General features: G+C 60.1%; 27 protein-coding genes. 10 read left to right on the top strand and 17 right to left on the bottom strand.

Translation table 11 applies throughout. The features are described 5' to 3' along the window. Position 1 precedes the first annotated feature (1 nt). Positions 2 to 1,129 (bottom strand): cytochrome c oxidase subunit II, encoded by a 1,128-nt coding sequence (coxB, locus tag A7K61_RS04035; RefSeq protein ID WP_069556966.1) that lies wholly within the window; start codon positions 1,127 to 1,129, stop codon positions 2 to 4. 369 nt (positions 1,130 to 1,498) lie between these two features. Here coxB and A7K61_RS04030 point away from each other — a divergent pair, with 369 nt between their 5' ends. Beyond that, positions 1,499 to 2,146 (top strand): hypothetical protein, encoded by a 648-nt coding sequence (locus A7K61_RS04030; protein ID WP_044270258.1) that lies wholly within the window; start codon positions 1,499 to 1,501, stop codon positions 2,144 to 2,146. 130 nt (positions 2,147 to 2,276) lie between these two features. Here A7K61_RS04030 and A7K61_RS04025 read toward each other — a convergent pair whose 3' ends face one another. The 6 genes from A7K61_RS04025 to A7K61_RS04000 all read right to left on the bottom strand — a co-directional run bounded on the left by A7K61_RS04025 (position 2,277) and on the right by A7K61_RS04000 (position 9,855). Then, positions 2,277 to 3,818 (bottom strand): SulP family inorganic anion transporter, encoded by a 1,542-nt coding sequence (locus tag A7K61_RS04025; protein WP_069556965.1) that lies wholly within the window; start codon positions 3,816 to 3,818, stop codon positions 2,277 to 2,279. An 85-nt stretch (positions 3,819 to 3,903) separates the two neighbouring features. Continuing rightward, positions 3,904 to 4,635, bottom strand: a complete 732-nt coding sequence (locus A7K61_RS04020) for a carbonic anhydrase (RefSeq protein ID WP_003187331.1) — start codon at positions 4,633 to 4,635, stop codon at positions 3,904 to 3,906. A gap of 228 nt (positions 4,636 to 4,863) precedes the next feature. Then, positions 4,864 to 5,922: a PA0069 family radical SAM protein gene (locus tag A7K61_RS04015; protein ID WP_069556964.1), complete on the bottom strand. Its 1,059-nt coding sequence runs from the start codon at positions 5,920 to 5,922 to the stop codon at positions 4,864 to 4,866. An 82-nt stretch (positions 5,923 to 6,004) separates the two neighbouring features. Continuing rightward, the gene (locus A7K61_RS04010; RefSeq protein ID WP_069556963.1) at positions 6,005 to 7,303 is read right to left on the bottom strand and encodes a cytochrome c; all 1,299 of its coding nucleotides are present in this window, start codon (positions 7,301 to 7,303) and stop codon (positions 6,005 to 6,007) included. Between the two features lie 12 nt (positions 7,304 to 7,315). Continuing rightward, positions 7,316 to 9,100: a GMC family oxidoreductase gene (locus tag A7K61_RS04005; protein WP_044270250.1), complete on the bottom strand. Its 1,785-nt coding sequence runs from the start codon at positions 9,098 to 9,100 to the stop codon at positions 7,316 to 7,318. A gap of 2 nt (positions 9,101 to 9,102) precedes the next feature. After that, complete coding sequence (locus A7K61_RS04000; protein WP_044270248.1) at positions 9,103 to 9,855, bottom strand: gluconate 2-dehydrogenase subunit 3 family protein; 753 nt, start codon at positions 9,853 to 9,855, stop codon at positions 9,103 to 9,105. A gap of 274 nt (positions 9,856 to 10,129) precedes the next feature. On the opposite strand from A7K61_RS04000, the gene A7K61_RS03995 reads away from it, so the two are divergent. Next, positions 10,130 to 10,780, top strand: a complete 651-nt coding sequence (locus A7K61_RS03995; RefSeq protein WP_047712798.1) for a dual specificity protein phosphatase family protein — start codon at positions 10,130 to 10,132, stop codon at positions 10,778 to 10,780. Between the two features lie 108 nt (positions 10,781 to 10,888). Here the strand turns inward: A7K61_RS03995 and A7K61_RS03990 are convergent, their stop codons facing one another. Then, complete coding sequence (locus tag A7K61_RS03990; RefSeq protein ID WP_010207776.1) at positions 10,889 to 11,164, bottom strand: YheV family putative zinc ribbon protein; 276 nt, start codon at positions 11,162 to 11,164, stop codon at positions 10,889 to 10,891. Further along, the gene (gene prlC, locus A7K61_RS03985) at positions 11,161 to 13,212 is read right to left on the bottom strand and encodes an oligopeptidase A (RefSeq protein ID WP_069556962.1); all 2,052 of its coding nucleotides are present in this window, start codon (positions 13,210 to 13,212) and stop codon (positions 11,161 to 11,163) included. Before prlC ends, A7K61_RS03990 begins: the two co-directional genes overlap by 4 nt. 101 nt (positions 13,213 to 13,313) lie before the next feature. Between prlC and A7K61_RS03980 the strand changes: the two genes are divergently transcribed. Together A7K61_RS03980 and A7K61_RS03975 are read left to right on the top strand one after the other, a co-directional pair. After that, positions 13,314 to 13,856 carry a gamma carbonic anhydrase family protein gene (locus tag A7K61_RS03980; RefSeq protein ID WP_044270245.1) on the top strand — a complete coding sequence of 181 codons (543 nt, stop codon included), beginning with the start codon at positions 13,314 to 13,316 and terminating at the stop codon, positions 13,854 to 13,856. Next, complete coding sequence (locus A7K61_RS03975) at positions 13,853 to 14,512, top strand: HAD family hydrolase (RefSeq protein ID WP_032894340.1); 660 nt, start codon at positions 13,853 to 13,855, stop codon at positions 14,510 to 14,512. The genes A7K61_RS03980 and A7K61_RS03975 overlap by 4 nt, the downstream gene beginning before the upstream one ends. A gap of 95 nt (positions 14,513 to 14,607) precedes the next feature. On the opposite strand, the gene A7K61_RS03970 is transcribed toward A7K61_RS03975, so the two are convergent. Further along, positions 14,608 to 15,651: an aminopeptidase gene (locus tag A7K61_RS03970; RefSeq protein ID WP_069556961.1), complete on the bottom strand. Its 1,044-nt coding sequence runs from the start codon at positions 15,649 to 15,651 to the stop codon at positions 14,608 to 14,610. 110 nt (positions 15,652 to 15,761) lie between these two features. Between A7K61_RS03970 and A7K61_RS03965 the strand changes: the two genes are divergently transcribed. After that, entirely contained in the window at positions 15,762 to 16,184 is a 423-nt protein-coding gene (locus A7K61_RS03965) for a hypothetical protein (protein ID WP_069556960.1), read from the top strand. A 1-nt stretch (position 16,185) separates the two neighbouring features. On the opposite strand, the gene A7K61_RS03960 is transcribed toward A7K61_RS03965, so the two are convergent. Both A7K61_RS03960 and A7K61_RS03955 read right to left on the bottom strand, forming a co-directional pair. Continuing rightward, entirely contained in the window at positions 16,186 to 16,425 is a 240-nt protein-coding gene (locus tag A7K61_RS03960; protein ID WP_016969660.1) for a DUF1161 domain-containing protein, read from the bottom strand. A 212-nt stretch (positions 16,426 to 16,637) separates the two neighbouring features. Continuing rightward, entirely contained in the window at positions 16,638 to 17,069 is a 432-nt protein-coding gene (locus A7K61_RS03955; RefSeq protein ID WP_003187311.1) for an OsmC family protein, read from the bottom strand. Positions 17,070 to 17,289: 220 nt separating this feature from the next. Here A7K61_RS03955 and A7K61_RS03950 point away from each other — a divergent pair, with 220 nt between their 5' ends. Beyond that, on the top strand, positions 17,290 to 18,291 hold the full coding sequence (locus A7K61_RS03950) for an LLM class flavin-dependent oxidoreductase (protein WP_034129211.1): 1,002 nt from the start codon (positions 17,290 to 17,292) through the stop codon (positions 18,289 to 18,291). A gap of 58 nt (positions 18,292 to 18,349) precedes the next feature. Here A7K61_RS03950 and A7K61_RS03945 read toward each other — a convergent pair whose 3' ends face one another. Both A7K61_RS03945 and A7K61_RS03940 read right to left on the bottom strand, forming a co-directional pair. Next, the gene (locus A7K61_RS03945; protein ID WP_034134138.1) at positions 18,350 to 18,577 is read right to left on the bottom strand and encodes a DUF1161 domain-containing protein; all 228 of its coding nucleotides are present in this window, start codon (positions 18,575 to 18,577) and stop codon (positions 18,350 to 18,352) included. A 116-nt stretch (positions 18,578 to 18,693) separates the two neighbouring features. Next, positions 18,694 to 18,909 carry a dodecin gene (locus tag A7K61_RS03940; protein ID WP_005783406.1) on the bottom strand — a complete coding sequence of 72 codons (216 nt, stop codon included), beginning with the start codon at positions 18,907 to 18,909 and terminating at the stop codon, positions 18,694 to 18,696. Between the two features lie 157 nt (positions 18,910 to 19,066). Between A7K61_RS03940 and A7K61_RS03935 the strand changes: the two genes are divergently transcribed. Next, positions 19,067 to 19,393, top strand: a complete 327-nt coding sequence (locus tag A7K61_RS03935; RefSeq protein ID WP_003187304.1) for a YqjD family protein — start codon at positions 19,067 to 19,069, stop codon at positions 19,391 to 19,393. An 8-nt stretch (positions 19,394 to 19,401) separates the two neighbouring features. Here A7K61_RS03935 and A7K61_RS03930 read toward each other — a convergent pair whose 3' ends face one another. Beyond that, positions 19,402 to 20,298 carry a LysR family transcriptional regulator gene (locus A7K61_RS03930; protein ID WP_069556959.1) on the bottom strand — a complete coding sequence of 299 codons (897 nt, stop codon included), beginning with the start codon at positions 20,296 to 20,298 and terminating at the stop codon, positions 19,402 to 19,404. A gap of 109 nt (positions 20,299 to 20,407) precedes the next feature. On the opposite strand from A7K61_RS03930, the gene trpB reads away from it, so the two are divergent. The 3 genes from trpB to A7K61_RS34160 all read left to right on the top strand — a co-directional run bounded on the left by trpB (position 20,408) and on the right by A7K61_RS34160 (position 22,866). Beyond that, positions 20,408 to 21,634, top strand: coding sequence for a tryptophan synthase subunit beta (gene trpB, locus A7K61_RS03925; protein WP_014716306.1), 1,227 nt, complete (start codon positions 20,408 to 20,410; stop codon positions 21,632 to 21,634). Continuing rightward, the gene (gene trpA / locus A7K61_RS03920; protein WP_044270232.1) at positions 21,634 to 22,443 is read left to right on the top strand and encodes a tryptophan synthase subunit alpha; all 810 of its coding nucleotides are present in this window, start codon (positions 21,634 to 21,636) and stop codon (positions 22,441 to 22,443) included. Before trpB ends, trpA begins: the two co-directional genes overlap by 1 nt. A gap of 342 nt (positions 22,444 to 22,785) precedes the next feature. Further along, entirely contained in the window at positions 22,786 to 22,866 is an 81-nt protein-coding gene (locus A7K61_RS34160) for a BBE domain-containing protein (RefSeq protein WP_234454829.1), read from the top strand. Positions 22,867 to 22,899: 33 nt separating this feature from the next. Here the strand turns inward: A7K61_RS34160 and A7K61_RS03915 are convergent, their stop codons facing one another. Both A7K61_RS03915 and dgoD read right to left on the bottom strand, forming a co-directional pair. Next, positions 22,900 to 24,204 (bottom strand): MFS transporter, encoded by a 1,305-nt coding sequence (locus A7K61_RS03915; RefSeq protein ID WP_069556958.1) that lies wholly within the window; start codon positions 24,202 to 24,204, stop codon positions 22,900 to 22,902. A gap of 186 nt (positions 24,205 to 24,390) precedes the next feature. After that, positions 24,391 to 25,539, bottom strand: a complete 1,149-nt coding sequence (gene dgoD, locus A7K61_RS03910) for a galactonate dehydratase (protein ID WP_003187297.1) — start codon at positions 25,537 to 25,539, stop codon at positions 24,391 to 24,393. Between the last annotated feature and the right edge of the window lie 35 nt (positions 25,540 to 25,574).

Raw genomic sequence — 25,574 nt, 5'->3', positions numbered from 1 at the left:
GTCATTTGCTTTCCGCCTGTTTCAAAGCCAGCACGTCTTTGGGCGTGACCATGTCGCCTTTGTTATTGCCCCAGGCGTTACGCTCATAGGTCACCACCGCGGCGATATCCACTTCAGAGAGCTGCTTGCCGAAGGCTGCCATCGCGGTGCCGGGCTTGCCGTGATACACGATGCTCAGATGGTCTTTGGCCGGCCCGGTGGCGATTTTCGAGCCCTTGAGCGCTGGGAACATCGGTGGCAGGCCTTGGCCCTCGGCCTGGTGACAGGCCACGCAGGTGGTGTGGTAGACCTTGTCGCCACGAGCCACCAGCTCGTCCAGCGTCCACTCCTTGGAGGTCAGCTCCTTGAGCTTGGCCGCCTCCTGCTTGCGCTCGCCCAGCCAGGTGTCGTAGTCAGCCTTGGACTTGACCTCAACCACGATGGGCATGAAGCCATGGTCCTTGCCACACAGTTCGGCGCACTGGCCACGGTAGATACCGGGCTTCTCGACGCGGGTCCAGGCCTCGTTGACGAAGCCGGGGATGGCGTCGCGCTTGACCGCAAAGGCCGGTACCCACCATGAGTGGATCACATCGGCGGCGGTCACCAGAAAGCGCACCTTGGCACCCACCGGCAATACCAGCGGCTGGTCGACTTCCAACAGGTAGTGTTCACCCTTGGTAGCCTGGTTATGGATCTGCTCGGCGGGCGTGGCCAGGTTGCTGAAGAACTCCACATCCTGACCCAGGTATTTGTAGTGCCACTTCCACTGATAGCCGGTGACCTGGATGTCGATATCCGATTCACTGCTGTCGTAGATGTTGATCAGGGTCTTGGTGGCCGGAATGGCCATGGCCACCAGAATCAGCAAGGGCACCACCGTCCAGAGGATTTCCACGGTGGTGCTTTCGTGGAACTTGGCCGCTACCTGGCCCGTGGATCGGCGGTGCAGGATCATCGACCAGAACATCGCGCCAAACACGACGATGCCGATCACCACACAGATCCAGAAAATGGTCATGTGCAGGTCAAACACAGCGTGGCTGACTTCAGTAGCCCCTGGCGCCATATTCGTAGTCCAGGCGGCGTGCGCCTGGCCGAATACCGACCACAACAGGAGGCCCATCCAAACGTGTGGATGTCGCGTCATTGCGGGTTCCCCTTTATGTTTCTTGTTATCCCGCCGGTTTGCACCTGCGGCGAAGGGAGCGGCTTCCATACTGCTTACAACCGCCAAGCCTTGCCTGCGTCATGCAGTTGGGCGTCATCAGCTAATTGCGTACAAAATCGAGTATAGACAGCCGTAGCAACCCCGCAATGTGTGGGGGCAAATGAATAGAAACAGACAGACGGAGCCCGTAAAATGGGCGGCGGAATCGTTTATCCGACGAACGATGGCATTTCGATATAGCCCCTGCCTATAACCATGAAATAATTATGACAAATGCGTCTTAGGCGCTCGTATAAACGAACTACCTTGTCTTTTCCCTTTTCCTACGCCTGCTTCACTGGAGCCCTCATGAACACCGCCGCATTGCGCGAGCAGATTTCCCGTGCCCATCAACACGAAGCCACCACCGGCCAACTTGCCATTCAGCTGGAACAACAATTGCCGCACCTGCACTCGGCCATTTCTCTGGCAGACGGTGATCGCAACATCGTCATGACGCGCTTTGTGACTGCCTACATCGACCTGGTTCCTGATTTGCTCGACGCCGCCAATGACGTGGCCCGTGAGGCCGGGATTGAAAGCCAGATCAAACCAGTACTGAAAATCGCTGAACATTTCTTCCTGCAGCCGCCCGCGATCCTGGCCGGCCACGACGGCCTTGATGGCCTGCTGGATGAGGCCTACCTGGCGCATCGCCTGGTCGAAGAAGTGAACGATCTGTACATCAAGCATTTCGGCCAGCCGTTGATCCCAGCGGATACCACCGTGGCTAACGTGATCGCCCATCGACTTATCGGTGAAGACTTCGCCAACCAATTGGATGAAGCCGTACACCTGGCGGTGGATGAGATGCTTAACGAGGACAGCTTTGCGCTGGAGTCGGTCGAGGCCTATCGCGAACAGCTCAAGAGCCCGCAGACCGAAGCGTCCTGGAAGCGCTGGCCGTGCCTGTCGCGCCAGCTTGGGGTTGAGCTGTCGCTGGATCAGCCTGCGTAGACTTCAGATCCGATAGAGATTCAATGTGGGAGCCGGGCTTGCCCGCGATTGCGGAGTATCAGCCAACAGATTAGTTGACTGAACCACCGCAATCGCGGGCAAGCCCGGCTCCCACAGTTTTTGGGGGTGTTCAGGCAGGGGCTGAGCCGATTCCCACTGTCGTTCTCACCCGACCTTCCAGTCGACGCTTCAACCCACGTGCCTCGATCACCAACGTCGAACCCTTGGCCGCATTGGCCCGGCCCCATTCTTCCAGCAACTCCAGGCAAGAGTGGTCGATGTAACTCAAGTTACTCAGCGGCACATGCAAGGTGGTCCCCGCAGGCACAGCCGACAGCACCTGAGTCAACGCCGGCACCTTCAAAAAGGTCGCCGCCCCCGTCAAACGCAGCTCCATCTCACCTTCCTGGGGCAGGTCGATCAGGCTGACTTTCAGGCGCGAAGCCTTGAAGGCCAACTTGAGCAATGTGAGCCCGAAGCCCACCAGCACGCCGGTCAGCAAATCGGTGAAGATGATTGCCAGCGCGGTGGCCGCATAGGTGAACATCGGCATCCGCCCATAGCGGCCCAGCGCCTTGAACGCCTTGACGTCTACCAGTTTGATGCCGGTGTACACCAGCACACCCGCCAGGCTCGCGACCGGAATGCTTTGCAGCACGCTCGACAGCAACAGTACGAAGCCCAGCAGCCACAGGCCATGGAACATCGCCGACAGACGTGTGGTAGCACCGGCCTGGACGTTAGCCGAGCTGCGTACGATCACGCCGGTCATTGGCAATGCACCCACCAGGCCACAAAGCATGTTACCCACCCCTTGGGCCGACAATTCCTTGTCGAAATCGGAACGTTGACCACTGTGCATGCGGTCCACCGCTGCGGCAGACAGCAGGGTTTCGGCACTGGCAATAAACGCCACGGCGAACGCCGCAATCAGCAGCTGTGGATCAGCCAGGTTCAGCAGGTCGCTGGGGCGCAGCCAGTCGATAGCGTCCGCCAGGTTTTCCGGAACTTCCACGCGCTTGACCTGCAGCGCCAGCACCAGGCTGGCGACGGTCGCCAGGCCCACGCCAAGCAACGCGCCAGGCACAAACCGCAGTGGTTGCGGGCGGAATTTGTCCCACAGGTACATCACCAACATCGTCGACAGGCCGAGTACGCCAGCCTGCCAGCCGAGCCCGCCGCCGAAGGTAGGAATCGCTTCAGCCAGCGCTGCCGGGAAGCCTGCCAGGTTATCCAGCCCTGACGGCTTGGGCGCGCCGTCGAGCATCACATGGATCTGCGACAGCACGATCAACACGCCAATCCCGGCCAACATGCCGTAGACCACCGCTGGCGCGGTGACGCGAAACCAGCAGCCCAGGCGCAAACGCCCCGCTACCAGTTGCAGGAAGCCGGCCAGCAACAGGATCGGCCCCAGCATCATCATGCCGTGCTGGCGCACCAGTTCGAACACCAACACCGCCAGACCTGCCGCCGGGCCGCTGACCTGCAGCGGCGAGCCGGCCAGCCAGCCCACCACCAGGCCACCGATGATGCCAGTGATCAGGCCCTTGGCCGGCGGCATGCCGGACGCAATCGCGATGCCCATGCACAGTGGCAAGGCGACCAGAAAAACAACCACCGAGGCGAGCAGCTCCCGTGGCAATACAGCTTTCAATTGAGCAGCACGCATGATGACTCTCCCGAGGCATTCGCCGGGCGCGGTAAAGCCTGGCTGCATCCATGGCAGCCACCGCATTACCCGGCAGGGAAGTGTTTTAGAAGCGCGCTTTAGGCGTCGCTGAAGGGATCGGCTCGGTGCCGTTCAGCGGTCGGAACGCCGCTTTGTCCGCATCGTAGGCCCGTATTTCGCTGGTCTCGATGTTGTAGATCCAACCATGGATAAACAAATGACCATTGGCCATGCGCGAAGCCACGGAAGGGTGGGTGCGCAAGTGTTGCAGTTGGGCGATGACGTTTTCTTCGGTCAGCACCGCCATGCTCTCGCCTTCGTTGGCGCAGTCGCAGTTGTCATGGACCATGGTCTTGGCGACCTCGGCGTGACGCAGCCAGGCCTTGACCGTCGGCATCTTTTCCAGGCTGTCGGGGTTGAGCACGGCACGCATGGCGCCGCAGTCCGAATGCCCGCACACGATGATGTGCTGTACGCCAAGGGCGAGCACCGCGTATTCGATAGCCGTGGAAACACCGCCGTTCATCTGGCCGTAGGGCGGCACCACGTTACCGACGTTACGGGTCACGAACAGGTCGCCTGGGGAGCTCTGGGTGATCAGCTCGGGCACGATGCGCGAGTCGGCGCAGGTGATGAACATTGCCCGTGGGCTCTGGGCAGTGGCGAGTTTCTTGAAGAGTTCTTCCTGCTGGGGGAAGACGTCGTGATGGAAATGCAAAAAGCCGTCAACGATATGCTGCAGCGCTGCATCGGCGGATTCCGCCACCTGAGGGGCTGAAGCCGACGCAGCCAACGGCTGTTTATCCTTGTCACTCATGATTCATCCTCTTGATCAATGCAGGGGAGGGTTCAGGTCAGTTCGACGCCATGGCGGTGAAATAGTTGTAAAACACACACCGGCCAAGCCGCCGACTCATCAGTCACTCGCTGAACAAGGTAACCGCCGAAACTTAACTCAAACTGAATGAACCGCTCTAGAACGCGGGTTTCAGTGATGTCAAAACGCGACTATTCCTACAGCAAAGGTGCACGTTTCCCCATCAGTCTACAACAAAGCCATCTGCCTGCCCGGTGGGCAAAACGCTGTGCAATCGAGATTGAACCCTTGCCGCCGATTCAGCCCAAGGCGTTTGATTGCCTTGGTGAAACGCTGCGCCAGCAAATCGGCAAACGGCCCCTCACCGCGCATGCGCACGCCAAACCGGCTGTCATACACCTGCCCCCCGCGTACCTGGCGCACCAGGCTCATCACATGGGCCGCACGCTGCGGGTAATGGGCCGTCAGCCACTCCTCGAACAACGGCGCCACCTCCAACGGCAGGCGCAGCATCATATACGCCGCGCTTTGTGCGCCGGCCGCGTGAGCTTCGGTAAGCAGGCTCTCCAGTTCACTGTCGTTGATCATCGGGATCATCGGCGAGCACAGCACGCCCACCGGAATGCCCGCGTCGCGCATCACCCGAATCGCCCGCAGCCGCGCCTTGGGCGCTGCCGTGCGCGGTTCCAGGATGCGCTTGAGTTCATCGTCCAGGCTGGTGAGGCTGATCATCACCGCTACCAGGTGCTGGCGGGCCAACTCGGTCAGCAGGTCGAGGTCGCGCAGGATCAGCGAGCCCTTGGTGATGATGGTCACTGGGTGGCGGTAGCGCAGCAGTACTTCAAGGGTTTGCCGGGTAATCCGGTATTCACGCTCGATCGGCTGGTACGGATCGGTATTGGAGCCCAGGTTGATCGGCGCACATACGTAGCCCGGCTTGGACAGCTGCTGTTCCAGCACATCGGCCGCGTTGCTCTTGGCAATCAATTTGGTTTCAAAGTCCAGCCCGGGCGACATGTCCCAATAGGCATGGCTGGGCCGCGCATAGCAGTAGATGCAACCATGCTCACAACCGCGATACGGGTTGATGGACCGATCAAACGGCAAGTCCGGCGAGTTGTTGCGGGTGATGATGGTCTTGGCCGTTTCGATACGCACTTCGGTACCTTGGGTCGGCGGCACTTCCTGGTACCAACCGTCGTCCTCGGCCACGCTGACGGTGGGTGCAAACCGATTGTGCAGATTGGTGGCCGTACCCCGGCCACGGGGCGGCAGCGCAGTAGACATGAAAACGCCTCGATACTGTTTTTATGTACAGTATCGAGGCGCGAGGTTTCTGACCAGTGCCGTTGGGCGGCCAGCGAACTTATCAGTGCTTTTGCGTCACCTGCCCCAGATCATCGCCCGAGGTGGTGTGCAGATCGTTTTTGCGCAGATCCGCCACATCGCTCGCCTTGACCGGCGCGCCCTGGTTGCCCCAGCTACCACGGATAAAACTGACTACATCCGCCACTTCTTGGTCCGACAGACGCCAGGCGAACGCCGGCATGGTGAAGGTTGACGGCGCCGCATGGGTGGCCGGCAAGGTGCCGCCGTTCAACACAATGTTGATCAACGACGTGGCATCTGCTGTCTGCAACACCGGGTTGCCCGCCAGCGCCGGGAACACGCGCGTATAGCCATGGCCGTCGGTACGGTGGCAGGCCGCGCAGTTGTCGATATACACCGACGCACCCGGCTTGCTGTCATCGCCCTTCCACAGCGCTTGCGCTACCTGCTTGTCGTACTGGTGCGGCTGGTCCTTGGGATCGACCGCCGGCAGGCTCTTGAGGTAGCGGGCGATAGCGGTCAGGTCCTCTTGGGACATGTACTGCATGCTGTGCACAACCACATCACTCATGCCGCCGAACACCGCACTGCGGTCGCTGCGACCGGTCTTGAGGAACTGCACCAACTGCTCTTCGCTCCAGCTGCCGAGGCCGTCCTTGTGGTCGCCGCGCAGGCTTTTGGCAATCCAGCCTTCCAACGGCGCACTGCCAGACAGGAAGGCGCTGCCGTCCGTGGCACTCAAGGCTTTTTCCTGCATGGTCAGGGCACGCGGCGTATGGCAGGCGCCGCAATGGCCGAGACCTTCCACCAGGTAGGCGCCGCGATCAATCACCGGGTCGGCAGCGGCTTGCGGCTGATACGCCTCGACCGCCGGGGCGAACATCCAGCGCCAGGCCGCCAATGGCCAACGCATGCTCAAGGGCCAGGGAATATCGCTGTCCTTGTTTTCTTGGGCAACCGGTTCGACCCCCTTCATGAAGTACGCATACAACGCTTGCATATCGCTGTCGCTGACGCGCGCGTAAGACGGGTAGGGCATCGCCGGGTAAAGCGTACTACCGTTCTTGGCGACGCCATGGCGCACGGCCTTGTCGAAATCCTCGAAACTGTAGTCGCCCAGCCCGGTCTTGTCCGGGGTGATGTTGGTGGAATAGATCACGCCAATCGGTGTTTCCATCGGCAGGCCACCAGCGAAGGGCTTGCCACCCTTGGCGGTATGGCAGGCGACACAGTCACCGGCACGCGCCAGGTACTCGCCCTGCTTGATCAAGTCGGTTTCGGCGGCGCTGATCGAGCAGCTGCTGAACAGCGCCAGGGAGGCGATAACGAGTGCTTTCATGGTCATCGCTCCTTATACCTGAACCAGTGGGCCGGGGTTTTTGAGGTACTGCTCGCGAATCGCTCGCGCCGACCAATAGGTCAACGCTGCCACCAGGCCGGTAGGGTTGTAGCCCAGCCCTTGTGGGAAAGCGGAAGCACCGGGGACAAATACGTTGTGCACATCCCAGCTCTGCAAGTAGCGGTTCAACGCACTGGTTTTCGGGTCGGTACCCATGATCGCGCCACCGTTGAGGTGGGTGGTCTGGTAGGAGGCGGTATTGAAATGCTCACCGACCTTTTTGCCCAGCACGGCGATGGCCTTGGGGTTCATGGCCTGGGCCACTTTGCCCATTTTTTCCATCATGAAGCGGTTCATCTTGATGTCGTTTTCTTGCCAGTCGAAGGTCATGCGCAGCAGTGGCAGGCCGTAGGCATCGCGGTAAACCGGGTCCAGATCCAGGTAGTTGCTGCGGTAGGACTGATGGGCGCCGTGGGAGTCCATGGAGACCTGATGGGTGTAGTAATCGGCGGTGGCGCGCTTCCAGGCGCTGCCCCAGGCCGGCGTGCCCGGCGGGTTGGACGTACCGGCAATCGGCCGGCTGCCGGCCTGGTTGACCCACATCGGCGAGCCACCCACGAAGCCGTGAGGGCCGTGATCGAAGTTGTCGGCGTTGAAGTCGTCGATGGCCACGCCATTGCCGCCCGCGCCGATAAAGTTGTTGGTGTGGGTGTCCTTGTCGAAGAACGCCTTGATGGTGCCCATGTTCTGGTAGGCGAAGTTCCTGCCGACCACGCCTTCATTGGTAATCGGGTCATAGGGTTTGCCGATGCCGGACAGCAGCATTAAACGCACGTTATGGAACTGGAAGGCGCCAAGAATCACCAGGTCCGCCGGCTGTTCACATTCGCGGCCCTGAGCGTCGATGTAGGTCACGCCGGTGGCTTTCTTCTTGGTGCTGTCGAGGTTGACCTTGAGCACGTGGGAATTGGGCCGCAGCTCGAAGTTCGGCACCTGGCGCAGGGCCGGCAGGATGTTCACATTCGGCGAGGCCTTGGAGTACATGTAGCACACGTAGCCACTGCAAAAGCCGCAGAAGTTGCACGGACCCATCTGCGCACCGTAGGGGTTGGTGTACGGCCCCGACGTGTTGGCCGACGGCAGGTTGTAAGGTTTGTAACCGACGTCGGTCGCCGCTTTCTGAAACAGCTGGGCGGAGACGGTATTTTTCTGCGCTTCAAGCGGGAACGGGTTGGAACGATCCGGCGCGTAGGGGTTGCCGCCGCGGCCTTCGCCGACCAGTTGGCCCTTGACCGTCCAGGCCTGGCCGGAGGTGCCAAAGACTTTTTCCGCGTAGTCGAAAAACGGCTCCAGCTCTTCATAGCTGACGCCGAAGTCCTGGATGGTCATGTCCTTGGGAATAAAGTTTTTGCCGTAGCGCTCTTCGTAATGGCTGCGCATGCGCAGCTCAATCGGGTCGACGCGAAAATGCACGCCCGACCAGTGCAGCCCCGCACCACCGACGCCATTACCCGGCAAGAAAGCGCCCAACTGACGATTGGGCAGGGCGACGTCATTTACGCTGTGGCGAATGGTCACCGTTTCTTTGGAGATGTCCTGGAACAGCTTTTTACGCACGCTGTAGGTCAATTCGTCGATGACCTGGGGATAGTTGCCGTCTGGGTAAGTGTCCTGCATCGGGCCGCGCTCCAGCGCTACCACGTTGAGGCCCGCTTCCGTCAGCTCCTTGGCCATGATCGCGCCCGTCCAGCCGAAGCCCACAATCACTGCATCCACTTTCTTCATGATGGTCGCCACGTTTACGCCCTCTCGCCGCGAATGGAAACAGCCGGGAAGGGGTATTGCTCGTTGCGTTCCACCCAATCCATGAAGTCGGCGCGGGCGCCGGGGAAGCCGATCATGGTCCAGCCGACCATGCCTTTATTGCCACCGTGGATAGGGTCGCAGAAGAAGCCTTCCTTGGTGTTTTGCAGCAAAAGGTTGAAGAACATCTTGGGCGGCACGGCATCGAAATGCGCCGCCACTTCGCTGCCGCCAGCCTCCAGACGCCTGAGCATATCGTCTCGGATAGCGCTGTCTTGCGCAGCAAAAGCTTTACCGTTGAACGCTTTCGACCAGGCATCCGTGGCAGCAATACCCAGACGATAGATCTCCTTGGGCACCAATTTGCTCTGCCAGCCCATCTCCGGCGCCGCATCGGCGTTGAACGGGCCTTGCATGAACCACAGGGCGCCACTGGCGTAAGGGGTGTTCATCTGGCGGTCGATGTATTCCGGCGCGCCAGCCTCCAAGGCACCCGGGCCCTGGGCATCAGCGGGAATCAAGCGCTCGACGGCAGCGTTGATAAACGCCCATTCCTCGGCCGTGAAATAGCTTGGCTCATAGGCTTTATCGCTGACCGCAGGCTTGGCCGGTTCGGCTTGGGCCGGTTCCGGCGTGGCCATCAGCATCGAACCGCCAAGGCCGGTGCTGGCAACCGTGACCACCGGGATCAAGGTCAAGGATTTGCGTAAAAAGTCACGCCGGGGGTTGTCTTGATCTTGATCAGACATGGGTACACCTCATCATGTGGTCACGGGTTTATCCGCCGCTTCTGGGAGCAGCGTGAAGGCTTGCGGCTAATTGGATCCAAGCAGATACAGCACAATGGCAAACATTAGTTACAAATGATAGCAGGCTAAGAATTCAGAGGCGTCAATTCGACGACAAAAACACCGGATCAGATCGCAAGCATCACGATTCTTTGACACGGACCTCACGCAGTATTGACCCGCCTTGAGGGAGTCTGTGGCCCATCAGCCACTTCCTCGCTCGGTCACAACGCTCATGTTCAACACACGCATACTGCTCGTTCTAGGCCTGGCGCTCATGAGCCTGCTCAACACCGTACAAGCCGATGAGGCTGCGTCGATCCGCTCGCCGGAATGGGCGCAGCCGGTGGGTAGCCAATACAACCTGCACCAAATGACACCCACGCTCTATCGCAGTGCATTGCCGGATGAGCGTGCGCTGCCCCTGTTGCAAACGCTCAAGATCGCTACGGTCATCAACTTCCTGCCGGAATCTGATGCGCAGTGGCTCCAATCATCTGATATCAAACAGGTGCAGTTGAGCTATCGCACCAACCACGTCGATGATTCCGACGTGCTGGCGGCGATCAGAGCGATTCAGGCAGCAGAGGCCGATGGCCCGGTGTTGATGCACTGCAAGCACGGCGCCGACCGCACCGGCCTGATGGCGGCGATGTATCGGGTGGTGGTTCAGGGGTGGAGCAAGGAGGATGCACTGAACGAGATGACCTTGGGCGGCTTTGGCAGCAGCAATGGCTTCAAGGATGGCGTTCGCTACATGATGAAAGCCGATGTCGACAAATTGCGCACAGCTTTGGCGAATGGGGATTGCAGCACCAGCGCGTTTGCGTTGTGCTCAATGAAAGACTGGATCACCACAACGGGCCAGGCAGAGAAAAAACTGTAGGAGCGAGCTTGCTCGCGAAAAACTCAACAGCGCCGCGCTTATCCAGGATAACGCGCGTTATCGTTAACGTTTTTCGCGAGCAAGCTCGCTCCTACAGGGGGTGCGGGGTTAGTCTTTTTTCAGCTTCGGGTTTGGGAAGAACTGCACTGCCTGCACTTTAGGGTCCGCCGGCGCTTTCAACGCGGAGGTATTGACCCTTGTGCCCAATTCCTTGGGCACCGACAGGCCTTGATCATTCAGCGTATCGGTATACCCACAGGCCACGCACTCGCGGTGCGGCACGTTGTCTTCGGTCCACATCTTCAACTTGTCCGGCTCGCTGCACGCCGGGCAGACAGCCCCGGCGATAAATTGCTTTTTGGTGATCACAGGCCCTTCACTCATGCTGCTGCGTCCTCACTCAGGCCGCTGTGGCGCAAGAGTGCGTCAATCGACGGCGCTCGTCCGCGGAAGTCGACGAACAGCACCATCGGCGCCTGGGAACCGCCACGCGCCAGGATGGCTTCACGGAACGCACGCCCGGTCTGGGCATTGAGCACGCCGTCTTCCTCGAACTTGGAGAACGCGTCCGCCGACAGCACTTCGGCCCACTTGTAGCTGTAGTAACCCGCCGCATAGCCGCCGGCGAAGATGTGCGCGAAGCTGTTGGGGAAGCGGTTGTAGGCCGGTGGGCGCATCACCGAGACTTCATCGCGCACGCCTTCCAGCACCTGGGCCACACTGCGACCATCGCCATGGGTGGCGTGCAGTTCAAAGTCGAACAGCGAGAACTCCAGCTGACGCACCATCATCAGGCCGGACTGGAAGTTTTTCGCCGCGAGCATTTTCTCCAGCAGGTCCTGGGGCAGGGGCTCGCCGCTTTCGTAGTGGCCGGAGATCAGCGTCAGGCCTTCAGGCTCCCAGCACCAGTTCTCCATGAATTGGCTCGGCAGCTCCACCGCGTCCCACGCCACACCGTTGATACCGGATACGCCGGCATGTTCCACGCGGGTGAGCAGGTGATGCAGGCCATGGCCAAATTCGTGGAACAGGGTGGTGACTTCATCGTGGGTCAGCAGGGCAGGCTTGCCGCTGTCGGCCGGAGTGAAGTTGCACACGAGGTTGGCGACGGGGCTTTGCAGCACGCCATCAACGGTACGGCGGCGGTCACGGGCGCCATCCATCCAGGCACCGCCACGCTTGTTGGCGCGGGCGTACAGGTCGAAGAAGAAACGCCCGACGTGCTCGCCGTTTTCCTTGATCTCGAACAAGCGAACATCCGGGTGCCAGGTGTCGAAGCCTTTAAGCTCAGCGATCTCGATGCCGTACAGGCGCTGCACAATGGCAAACAGGCCGCCCAGCACTTTGTCGATGGGGAAGTAGGCGCGCAAGGCTTCCTGGGACACGCTGTAGCGCTGCTCTCGCAGTTTTTCGCCGTAGAAACCGCTGTCCCAGCTTTGCAGATCAGGGCAGCCTTGCTCGGCGGCGTAGGCCTTGAGCTGTTGCAGGTCCTGGGCGGCAAACGGCTTGCTGCGCTTGGCCAGGTCACGCAGGAAGCTCAACACCTGGTCGCTGGACTCGGCCATCTTGGTGGCCAGGCTCAGCTCGGAGAACGACGCATAACCCAACAATTGGGCCAGTTCCTGACGCAGGTCGAGGATCTGTTCCATCACCGGGCCGTTATCGTTCTGGCCGGCATTCGGGCCTTGGTCCGACGCACGGGTGCAGTAGGCGGCGTACACCTCTTCACGCAGGGCACGGTCTTGGGCGTAGGTCATGACGGCGTAGTAGCTGGGGAATTCCAAGGTGATCAGCCAGCCGTCGAGGCCCTTGGCCTGGGCGGCGGCGGCCATTTGTGCCTTGGCCGAGTCGGTCAGGCCGGCAAGGGTGGCTTCATCGGTGACGTGCTTGGTCCAGGCCTGGGTGGCGTCCAGCAACTGGTTGGAGAACTTGCTGCCCAGCTCGGACAGCTTGCTCTGCACCTCGGCGTAGCGCTTTTGCTGCTCCGGCGGCAAGTCGATACCCGACAGGCGGAAGTCACGCAGGGAGTGTTCCAGAATGGTTTTTTGCGCCACATCGAAACCGGCAGCTTCCGGGCTGTTGGCCAGGGCTTCGAAGGCCTGGAACAGCTCACGGTTCTGGCCCATTTCGGTAGAGTAAGCGCTCAAGGCCGGCAGGCACGCCTCGTAGGCTTCGCGCAGTTCGGCGCTGTTGCACACGGCATTGAGGTGGCTGACCGGGCTCCAGGCCGCACCCAGGCGATCATTGAGTTCGTCCATGGCCAGGACCAGGCCGGCCCACGTCGGATTTTTACCCTGGCTTTGCAGGATCTCTGCGATTGCCACGCGGTTGTCGGCGAGGATCTGTTCGATGGCCGGCTGCACGTGTTCGGCACGGATCGCCGAGAACGGCGGCAGGTCGTAGGACTGCAAAAGAGGGTTGTTCGCGCTCACGGTGGGCACCTTGGCTGAAGAAACATGTAGAACAAAGATGGGGCCATCTTAATTACAATCAACACCCACCGCAGCTATCAGCAGAAGAGAGAGAGGCTATCGTGACCCTTCGCACCTATCAGAACCACACGCCAACCCTCGGCGCCGGGGCGTTTGTCGATATTTCGGCGGTGGTGATCGGCGATGTCGAAATCGGCACTGACAGCTCGGTTTGGCCGCTGACAGTGATTCGCGGCGACATGCACCGCATCCGCATCGGTGCGCGCACCAGCGTGCAAGACGGCTGTGTGCTGCACATCACCCATGCCGGGCCGTTCAATCCTGAGGGTTTCCCGTTGCTGATCGGCGACGATGTGACCATCGCCCATAAGGTCATGCTGCATGGCTGCACCGTGGGTAGCCGCGTCCTGATCGGCATGGGCAGTATCGTGATGGATGGCGCCGTGGTTGAAGACGACGTGATCATCGGTGCCGGCAGCCTGGTGCCGCCAGGCAAGAAACTCGACAGCGGTTTTTTGTATGTGGGCAGCCCGGTTAAGCAGGTTCGCGCATTGACTGACAAAGAGCGCGCCTTTTTCACCTACAGCGCCGCGAACTACGTGAAGCTCAAAGACCTGCACCTGGCCGAAGGATTCGATCAATGACCCTGCATCACCCCACCGTCCTGTTCGACCTGGACGGCACCCTCACCGACCCGCGCGAGGGCATTACCCGTTCGATCCAGTACGCCCTGGCCAAACTGGGCATTGATGAACCTGACCTGACCAAGCTCGAACACTTCATCGGCCCGCCCTTGTTGCAGGCGTTCATGCAGTTTTACGCCTTCGACGAGGCCAAGGCATGGGAGGCCGTGAATTTCTACCGTGAGCGCTTCAAGGTTACCGGCCTGTATGAAAACCGCGTGTTCGACGGCGTTATGCCGTTATTGGAAGAGTTGAACAGCCAAGGGCGCCAACTGTACGTCGCCACCTCCAAACCGTGGGAATTTGCCCGCGAGATTGCGCGGCATTTCGACTTTGCCAAGCACTTCAAGGTGATCTACGGCAGCGAGCTGGACGGTACGCGCACCAACAAGGTGGAATTGATCGCGCATTTGATGCGTGAGGAACGACTGGACCCGGCCACCACCTTGATGATCGGCGATCGCAAGCATGACCTGATCGGGGCACGCAGCAATGGGCTGGATTCGGTCGCCGTGGGGTATGGGTTTGGGAGTTTTGAAGAGCTGAATGCCGAGGCACCGACCTGGCATTTCGAGACGTTGGACCAGATGCATCAGGCGTTTTTGCAGCGGTCTTAAGAGCGCTTTAGCAGGCAAGCCAGCTCCCACAGCTGACCGATTTTCAACATGAGAACGCGGTCAACTGTGGGAGCTGGCTTGCCTGCGATAAGGCTCTAACGGCCAACCTTCTCCAACTGCCTCAACGCTGCTTTACGCTGCTCCACTGGCAGCCCACCCAACGTCTCCACCGCCGTATAAAACCTCACCCAATCCCCACCTTCCCGCGCAAACAACGCCGCAAACGCCGGCACCCATTGGTCATACAACCCAAACGGCAACAGTCGGGCATTGTTCATCGGCTGGTTGATCCAGGCGTCATAACGCTTGTCACCACCCCATTGGCTATCGCGCAGGTGCCGGTATTCGCTGCGCAACTGTTCGAATTGCGTCGCTTTGGCCCGGCGCATGGCGTCCGATGCCAACGGCTGCGCGTACAACGCCTCCAGACGTTTACGGGTATCGAGAATCAGTCGGATAAATTGGTCACGCTGCTTCAACGCCGCATCGCCGACAGGCGCCAGGCCCCGCGCCGCACGCCATTGTCGGGTGCCTTCCTGCTCGACAAAACTGGCATAGGACTCGTTGAACTCGGTGTCGTCCTTCACGTAGAAGCGCTGGTGGGCCAGCTCATGGAAGATCAGCGTGGCGAGGCGCTCATCGCCCCAGCTCATCATCGAGCTCATGATCGGGTCGTTGAACCAGCCCAGCGTGGAATAGGCCTCCACGCCACCGATCGACACATCCATGCCCTGTTGCCGCAACAGTGCCGCCTCGCCCCGCGCCGCACCTTGGTTGTAGTAGCCGCGATAGGCGACGCAACCGGCGATGGGAAAGCAATGGTTCTGTGGTGACAGAGAAAATTCCTGCGTGGCAAAGACATTCCAGACCACATAAGGTCGGCCGATATCGGCATACAGCCGATAACTTTGGTTGTCAGGCAGATGCAGCTGTTCACTGGCAAAGGCTCGGGCTTTCTGCGATTGAGCCAGATGCTCGCGCAGCACTGGCGGGCGAGCAGGGTCGGCGATCACCTCGGCAACCGGCTCCCGGGCCCGCAACAGCTGCCACTGGCCGCTCGCCAACTGGCCGTAATAACTGACACTGGAGCAGCCGCTGAGCAGCGCAACCATCAGCCCTGGAAGAAAACGCCTGATCATGCACTGACTGCTCCTGGGTGATTGGTTCGCCAGACTATCGCGCTTGCAGGGGATTTTTCCACGGCGTGGCGTGTTTATACTCAAGCCTCTCTTCGTGTTGAGTACCTGCCATGCGCCAGCTTGTGCTTCCCCTCGCCGCTGTATTCCTCAGCGCTTGCGCCTCTACCCCCATCCCCCCTGTGGACCCGCAGCAGGCCTGGGTCGATTTCACCACGCCGACACCGGGTTCAAAGTTGGTGATGGCTCAGCGCCTTGACGGGAAAAACCTCGACGACGGGCGCTTTTTTCAAATGCCTCCCGGCCCTCACGAGCTGATGGTGCGCTTTGACTTTGAAGTGCCCGCCGGCGGCGGTTTGGGTGGCCTCAGCCAGATGATGTATCGCACCTGCTTCATGACGCTGCAGTACGACCACTTTCAGGCCGGCCAGCGCTATGTGCTGGAAGGGCGCTCACTGGCGTTCACGCCCAACATTCGGCTGTACGACTCAAGCCGCCAGTTATTGGCCGAAGAGCACAGCGTGAACTGCATCTGAGTCAGTCGTTGTTTTTTTGGTAGATGATGCGCTTGGTGCCGTTTTCGCAAGAACCAACAATCATGGCTGAGTCATGGTTCTTGGCTTCTTCGGCGGTGATGATTTCCAGGGTGTAGGACGGAATCGCCTTGGCCTGGATCTTCACTTCGATTTCTTTCCTGAGCTCTTCACAATCTTTTGGCGCGGCCACGGCCGAAGTGGCCAATACACCGCAGATGATTGCCAAGGCAAAACGTTTCATGTGTGGAGCTCCCTGAATGCGCTGCGCACGAGTGTGCGCCTAGGCTGCATGGGCTATTCGACCACATTTTGCGAACACGAGTTCTGATTTAACGCAGAACTAAAAATGTGGGAGCGGGCTTGCTCGCGAATACGCAGTATCAGTCACCGAAGATATCGGCTGATCCACCGCATTCGCGAGCAAGCCCGCTCCCACATAAGATGACTGCTGTGTCAGTTGACCAGCGTGGCATCCAAGGTGATGGTCGCATTCAGCACCTTGGACACCGGGCACCCTTCCTTGGCCTTTTTGCTCAGTTCATCGAACTGCGCTTGGCTCGCGCCTGGAATTTTGGCCTTCAGGATCAGATGCACTGCTGTAATCGCAAAGCCGCCCTCGACCTGGTCCAGGGTCACTTCGGCCTGGGTGTCGATGCTGTCAGCCTTGAGCCCAGCGTCGCCGAGAATCATGGAAAACGCCATGGAGAAACAGCCGGCGTGAGCTGCGCCGATCAATTCTTCAGGGTTGGTACCCTTGCCGCCCTCGAAACGGGCCTTGAAGCCGTATGGCGCTTCGCGCAGCACGCCGGTTTCGGTGGAAATGGAGCCCAGGCCAGTCTTCAGGTCGCCTTCCCAATGCGCGGATGCCTTTTTAACGATACTCATAGCTTTCTCCTCGAACGGTGGTTTTGCGTCGGTAAGGGTTCTGAGGATAGACACCACGGCAAAGTTCATCTTGTCGGAAAAACCTAGCAATCAAGTAGGAAAATTCAGAGCCTCCTATTGAATCTCGGGTATATGCCCTCATTGCATAGAACATGCACATGCAGCGGCAGGTTTTGGCTCGTTTACAAAAGCCTGTGCGCCCTATTGGAGAAGCAGGCTTATGAAATCGCTGTCCGACGTAAAGTTCTCGACCCTCGACCTGGTGCCCGTACGCGCCAACGGCAGCCCGGCGCAGTCGCTGCGTAATTCCCTGGACCTGGCCCAGCATGTGGAGAAGTTCGGCTACCACCGTTTCTGGGTAGCCGAGCACCACAATATGGACGGCATCGCCAGTTCGGCCACCTCGGTACTGCTCGGTTACCTGGCAGGCGGCACCTCGACCATTCGCGTGGGTTCCGGCGGCGTGATGCTGCCTAACCACGCGCCACTGGTGATCGCCGAGCAGTTCGGCACCTTGGAAAGCCTTTACCCTGGCCGTATTGACCTGGGCCTGGGGCGCGCGCCCGGCTCCGACCAGATGACCGCCCGCGCCCTACGCCGTGAACGCTCCGGCAGTGCCGATGACTTCCCCGAAGATGTGGCCGAGTTGATGGCCTACCTGGGCCCGCGTACGCCAGACCAACGAGTTATCGCCGTGCCGGGCACCGGCACCAATGTGCCGGTGTGGCTGCTGGGGTCGAGCCTGTTCAGTGCGCAATTGGCCGGTGAGCGGGGCTTGCCTTACGCCTTCGCTTCGCATTTCGCACCGCGCTTGATGCATGAGGCGATTCGCGTGTATCGCAATCACTTCAAGCCTTCGGCGGTGCTGGATAAACCCTACGTGATGCTCGGCATTCCGCTGGTGGCGGCCGACACCGATGAGCAGGCCGATTACCTGGCCACCTCGGTGTACCAGCGTATTCTCGCGTTGATGCGCGGCCAGAGCCTGGTGCAGCGCCCTCCAGTCAAAACCATGGACGGCCTGTGGTTGCCCCATGAAAAAGACGCGGTCGGTAGCTTTCTTGGTTTGGCCATGGTGGGCAGCCCGGCGAAGATTCGCGGCAAGCTTGAGGTGTTGATCGAGCAGACCGGCGCCGATGAGCTGATTTTTACCAGTGACCTGTATGAGCACGCCGATCGGATTCATTCCTACGAGCTGCTTGCACAAGTGATGAAGGGCTGAAATCCAGGCGAAAAAAACCGACGCACTGGCGTCGGTTTTTTATGTCCACAACACGAGATTAACCGCGCTTGTAGGCAATTTCCTTGGTGCCACCTTCGCAGGTGCCAACTACTTTGTGGTCACTTGGCGTAGCACCTTTGTCCACCACTTCCAGCGAATACCCCGAAGCACCCTTGGCGTCGATTTGCGCGGCAATTTCGCTTTTCAGCTCCTCACAAGGCTTGCCCGCCGCCATAGCGGTACCCGCAATGCTCAACAACCCTACCGCCAACAGAAACGTCTTCATCCGTTACTTTCCTTGCGCTGATCAAAAAGAGCGTGCCGACGCTCATCGCATCGGCACCCGTTGTTTGTAGCGCAGGTTATGGCAATCGGCCAGCGGGCAAAGTTCAACTCTGCCGATCAACTACTGGCAATGCGGAATCCCACTTTGAGCGTGACCTGGAAGTGCGCAGCCTTGCCATCCTTGATGTGACCACGGGTTTCGGTCACCTCAAACCACTCCAGATGCTTGATGCTTTTGTTGGCTTCGGCCAGGGCATTGTTGATCGCGTCTTCGATGCTGGTGGTGGAAGAGCCTACCAGTTCGACTTTCTTGTACGTGTGATGATCACTCATGGCGTTTCTCCTTTAGGTCGTCAATCAAGACTAGCAGCGAATGTGCGTACTGCTTCAGGCGACCGTTGGGAGGCGAAAGTTCAGAATTACTGCACTTTCTGAAACCGGCGCAGTCGGTATCTACACACGCCACTCAATCACTTCAGGAGATGTCCACATGGCCAACACTTCTTTACGCAAAGCGTCGCTGGAAAGCATGGAAGCCGAGATTTCAAGCCTGCTCAAATCTCTGGAGAGCCTCAAGGACGACGCGTCCGATGAGTCGCGCAAAACGCTGAAGGCCTTGAAAAGCAATGCCGAGAACGCGCTCAAGCACTCTCGTCACCTGATCAGCGACGCCTACGAAGAGAGCAAAGTCAAAATCCGTGAAACCAGCGCTGCCACCCGTGACTACGCTCAAGAGCATCCATGGACGACCGCTGGCGTCGCCGTGGGCGCACTGGGCCTGCTGGCGGCTTACCTGCTGTGCAAACGCGGTGACTGATTGACCGGTTAAACCGGTTGGCGCAACAGCTCAGCCTTGAGCCATTGCGCCAACTGCCCGGCGCGCCCATCCGCGGCGCGCTTGGGTAGCCACAACGCCAGGTGCGCCGGGGTTTCGCTGAAGCCCCACGGCGCCACCAGGCGACCCGCTCGCAGGTCTTCTGCCACCAGCGGTTCTGGCGCAATTGCCACCCCCAACCCGGCAACCGCCGCTTCCAGCAAATAATACAAATGCTCAAACCCCTGGCCGAGTTTCAACGCGCCGGGCTCGATGCCGTGTTGCCGTGCCCAACTGGGCCAGGCCTGCGGCCTTGAAGTGGTGTGCAGCAAGGCTTGCTCGGCCAGTGCCAACGCCGGAGCCTGGCGAAGCTGTTCAAAATCGGCGAAGCGTGGGCTCATAACCGGGCCGATACGTTCGCTGGCCAGCTCATACACTTGCATATCCGCCGGCCACGGCGGCTCAGCGAACACCAGCAAGGCATCCAGCCCAGGGCGGCGCGGGTCCAGGTCGCCTTCGCCCGCCGACAGGTGCAAGCGTAAATCCGGCAAGTCGGCATTCAACCGCCCCAGCCGAGGGATAAACCAGCGCGCCAGCAAGCTGCCTGAACAGCCGAGTACGAAAGGTGCATCGGCGCCGCGCTGGGTCAATTCGGCGCACACGTCGCGCAAACGCTCGAAAGCTTCCGCGCTCGCGTCGCGAAGCCTTACACCCGCATCTGTGAGTTTAAGGCCGCGCCCGTCCTTGACGAACAGACTCACGCCCAAATGCTCCTCCAGCACTTTCAACTGGCGGCTGACGGCGCCGTGGGTCACGTGCAATAGCTCCGCAGCCTGGCTGACGCTGTTCAGGCGGGCGGTGGCCTCAAAAGCGCGCAGGGCGTTGAGGGGAGGGAGGTCGCGGCTCATCTGTGAGTTTTCCTGACAGGTTGCGGCGATCTTATCGGTTTTCAGGCCAAGGCGTCACGCGTAGAGTGACCGTCATTGCCTTTAAATACATTCTTTCCTGGAGCGTCCCATGACTCAGTCCCAGACCGATCTACGCAACGGCCCTGACGCCAACGGCCTGTTTGGTGCGTTCGGTGGCCGCTACGTCGCTGAAACCCTGATGCCGTTGATCCTCGACCTGGCCCGTGAATACGAAGCGGCCAAGGTAGATCCGGCGTTTAACGAAGAATTGGCCTACTTCCAGCGCGACTATGTCGGGCGCCCAAGCCCGCTGTACTTTGCCGAACGCCTGACCGAGTTCTGCGGCGGCGCCAAGATCTACCTCAAGCGCGAAGAGCTCAACCACACCGGCGCGCACAAGATCAACAACTGCATCGGCCAGATCCTGCTGGCCCGGCGCATGGGCAAAAAACGCATCATCGCCGAGACCGGCGCTGGCATGCACGGCGTGGCCACCGCCACCGTGGCGGCGCGCTTTGGCCTGCAATGCGTGATCTACATGGGCACCACCGACATCGAGCGCCAGCAGGCCAACGTGTTCCGCATGAAGCTGCTGGGCGCCGAAGTCATCCCCGTGGTCGCCGGCACCGGCACCCTCAAAGACGCCATGAACGAAGCCCTGCGTGACTGGGTCACCAACGTCGACAGCACCTTCTACCTGATCGGTACCGTGGCCGGCCCACACCCGTACCCGGCCATGGTGCGTGACTTCCAGGCCGTGATCGGCAAGGAAACCCGTACCCAACTGCAAGCCCAGGAAGGCCGCCTGCCGGACAGCCTGGTGGCGTGCATCGGCGGTGGTTCCAACGCCATGGGCCTGTTCCACCCGTTCCTGGATGACACCAGCGTCGAAATCATCGGCGTTGAAGCAGCCGGCCATGGCATTGAAACCGGCAAGCACGCCGCCAGCCTCAACGGCGGCGTTCCCGGCGTGCTGCACGGCAACCGCACCTTCCTGCTACAGGACGACGACGGCCAGATCATCGACGCCCACTCGATTTCCGCAGGCCTGGACTACCCCGGCATCGGCCCGGAACACGCCTGGTTGCATGACATCGGCCGCGTCCAGTACACCTCGGTGACGGACGACGAAGCCCTGGAAGCCTTCCACAAATGCTGCCGCCTGGAAGGGATCATTCCTGCCCTGGAAAGCGCCCACGCCCTGGCTGAAGTATTCAAGCGCGCGCCAAACCTGCCCAAGGATCACCTGATGGTGGTCAACCTCTCGGGCCGTGGCGACAAAGACATGCAGACCGTGATGCACCATATGGAACAGTCCAAGCAGGAGAAACACTGATGAGCCGCCTGCAAACCCGCTTTGCGCAACTTAAAGAACAGAACCGTGCCGCCCTGGTGACCTTCGTCACCGCTGGCGACCCCGGCTATGACACTTCGCTGGCGATCCTCAAGGGCTTGCCGGCCGCCGGCGCCGACGTGATCGAGCTGGGCATGCCCTTCACCGACCCGATGGCCGACGGCCCGGCCATTCAACTGGCCAATATCCGCGCCCTGGGCGCCAAGCAGAACCTGTTGAAAACCCTGCAGATGGTTCGCGAGTTCCGCCAGGACAACAACGACACCCCGCTGGTGTTGATGGGTTATTTCAACCCGATCCACAAATATGGCGTGTCGCAGTTCATTGCCGATGCCAAGGCAGCCGGTGTCGACGGCCTGATCGTGGTGGACATGCCGCCTGAGCACAACGGCGAGCTGTGCGACCCGGCCCAGGCTGCAGGCATCGACTTTATCCGCCTGACCACGCCAACCACCGATGACGTGCGCCTGCCTACTGTGCTCAATGGCAGCTCCGGGTTTGTGTATTACGTGTCGGTCGCGGGAGTAACCGGTGCCGGCGCCGCCACCCTGGAACACGTCGAAGAAGCCGTGACCCGTTTACGCCGCCATACCGACCTGCCGATCAGCATCGGCTTTGGTATCCGCACACCAGAGCAGGCAGCGGCCATCGCACGCCTGGCAGACGGGGTGGTAGTGGGTTCGGCACTGATCGATCACATCGCCACGGCCAAGAACGACCAGCAAGCCATTGATGGCGTGCTGACGCTGTGCGCGGCGCTGTCGGAAGGTGTGCGCAACGCACGCAAGTAACTGCCTGTTCGGTCGGTGATCAGACTGTCCAAATATCACCGACCTATTCGCTAGGCTTCAGAAGGAGGCGGACATCTCGCCTAATGTGCAGGAGCGAGCTTGCTCGCGAAAAACTTACAGGCGCCGCGTTCATTCAGCGAACACGCGTATCGTTGACGTTTTTCGCGAGCAAGCTCGCTCCTACACAAGGCTAAGCATCGCGTCTCTCCTTTTTAACTCACTTCGTGCCCTTTGCCGTCTAACCACCTTCGCAAGCCCCGCAGTCCTTGCCCCTCGGTCGTTAAGTTAGCCGCATCAGAAGTCATTCTTGGCTCTTAGGAGTCCATCAATTATCCCGACCTGATGATCGAAAGCCGCTTGCGCCGTACCAAGCAGCGCTGGGACCCGCGCAATGTATTTCGTAACGAGATGTCGGTGCCGTAGAACGAAAAAGGGCGACCCGAAGGTCGCCCTTTTTTACAACTCGATCCGCTCGACCTTGCCTACTAGCAATATGTAGGAAAGTGCGCCGAGCAACGCCAAGACCGCGATATAGGTAATGGCCGGCGCAAAGGACGAACCACTGGCCAGAAAGCCAATCACGATAGGCGTGGCAATCGCCGCCAGGTTGCCGATGAAGTTGAACACCCCGCCGGTCAGCCCCAGCAGACGGGCAGGCGCCAAGGTCGACACCAACGACCAGGTGATCGACGCCAGGCCATTGCCGAAAAACGCCACCGCCAGAAACGCGATGACCCACCCCGTGGAGTCCACATAGTTGGCCCCGATGATCGCCGTGGAAATCAGCAGCCCGCTGATGATCGGCAACTTGCGCGCAAAGCCCACCGACGCCCCACGGCGAATGAGCCAATCGGAAAACATCCCCGAACACAGCACACCCACAAACGCGGCGAGGAACGGCAAGGAGGCCAGCAAGCCAGACTGGATAAAGTCCATGCCGCGATATTTCACCAGGTACGTCGGAAACCAGGTCAGGAAGAACCACAGCGTGGAGTTCAGGCAAAACTGGCCCAGGTAGATGCCCCAGAGCTTGCGTTTACTCAGCACGATGCCGAGGTCGGTCCAACTGAAGGGTGCCTTGACGGTTTTAGCCTGCATGTCCACCAGCCCGCCACCGTCGCGGATCAGTTGGATTTCGGCTTCGTTGGCGCCTTTGAAATCTTTGGGCTCGCGGTACACCGCGTACCAGATCGCGGCCCACAGGATGCCGACGCCACCGGTCACCACAAACACCATGTGCCAGCCGTACTGATGTTGCAGCCACGCCAGTACCGGGGTGAGGAACGCCAAGCCGACGAATTGCCCAGAAGTGTAGACGCCGATAGCCGTGGCGCGCTCGCGCTCGGGAAACCAGGTGGTGACCACGCGGCTGTTGATGGGATAGGCCGGTGCCTCCAACGCGCCAACGGCCATGCGCAGCACGAACAGCGCGATAAAGCTGGCGGCGAAACCGAGCATCACGGTGGCAATCGACCACAGCAGCAGGGCCGCCGTGTAGAGAATGCGCGGCGGCACCCGGTCTACCAACCAGCCACCCGGGATTTGCATGGCGGCGTAGGTCCAGCCGAAGGCAGAGAAAATCAGCCCGACTTGCACCGGGTCGATCCCCAGTTCGCTGGTCAGCGCCGGCGCGGCAATCGACAGGTTGCTGCGGTCAAGGTAGTTGATGACCACGGTGATGAACAGCAGCACCATGATGAAAAAGCGCTTTCTGCTAGGCGTGACTAAAGAAGCCTGCCCGGTGAGGGATTCAGGGTGCATGGGGGGTGCCTCTTTTTATATGTTTGTTGAGGTCTGAAAATGAGCTGACTGAAGAAACCGGATCAAAAATGTGGGAGCGGGCTTGCTCGCGAATGCGGTGGTTCAGCCGCAGATGTGTTGAATGACACACAGCATTCGCGAGCAAGCCCGCTCCCACATGTTTTACCGCGTTCCGTCAGTCAGGCATCACCACTCGGCAAAACTGCCATCGGCATGGCGCCAGATCGGGTTGCGCCAGCGATGGCCGATGGCCGCGCGCTCAACCACATACTCCTCGTTGATCTCAATGCCCAAGCCCGGGCCGTTGGGGATCTTCACAAAGCCCTGGTCGTAGTCGAACACGCCCGGGTCTCGCACATAGTCGAGCAGATCGTTGCTTTCATTGTAATGAATGCCCAGGCTCTGCTCCTGGATAAACGCGTTGTAGCAAACCGCATCCAGTTGCAGGCACGCCGCCAAGGCAATCGGGCCCAACGGGCAGTGCAGGGCCAGGGCCACGTCGTAGGCTTCGGCCATGTTGGCGATCTTGCGGGTTTCGGTAATCCCGCCGGCGTGGGAAGCGTCCGGCTGGATGATGTCGACATAGCCTTCGCTGAGCACGCGCTTGAAATCCCAGCGCGAGAACAGGCGCTCACCCAGGGCGATCGGCGTACTGGTCAGCGGTGCCAGTTCTTTCAGCGCCTCGTAGTTTTCGCTGAGCACCGGCTCTTCAATGAACATCAGTTTGTACGGGTCGAGTTCTTTCATCAGCACCTTGGCCATCGGCTTGTGCACCCGGCCATGGAAGTCGACGCCGATCCCCACGTTAGGGCCGACCGCATCGCGCACGGCAGCGACGTTGGCCAGGGCCAGGTCGACTTTTTCGAAGCTGTCGACAAACTGCAATTCTTCGGTGCCGTTCATTTTTACCGCTGTGAAGCCACGGGCCACAGCCTCTTTGGCGGCACGGGCAGTGTCGGCGGGGCGGTCACCGCCGATCCATGAGTACACACGGATCTTGTCACGCACCTGGCCGCCCAGCAGATCGCTGACCGATACACCGAGGGCCTTGCCCTTGATGTCCCACAACGCCTGGTCGATGCCGGCGAGGGCGCTCATGTGCACCGCGCCGCCTCGGTAGAAGCCGCCGCGATAGAGCACGGTCCAGATATCTTCGATATTACGTGGGTCTTTGCCGATCAGGTAGTCGGACAGTTCTTCGACAGCGGCGGCCACCGTGTGAGCGCGGCCCTCGACCACAGGCTCACCCCAGCCGGTCACCCCCTGGTCGGTTTCGACCTTGAGGAAGCACCAGCGCGGCGGAACGATAAAGGTCGTCAGTTTGGTGATTTTCATCTCTTGTCTCTCTTATAGATGCAGCGCCTGTGGCG

It is taken from the genome of Pseudomonas sp. AP42 (assembly GCF_001728935.1).
Lineage (GTDB): Bacteria > Pseudomonadota > Gammaproteobacteria > Pseudomonadales > Pseudomonadaceae > Aquipseudomonas > Aquipseudomonas lactis.
Note: the sequence above shows the minus strand (reverse complement) of the source record. Positions and strands in the feature narration are given on the sequence as shown.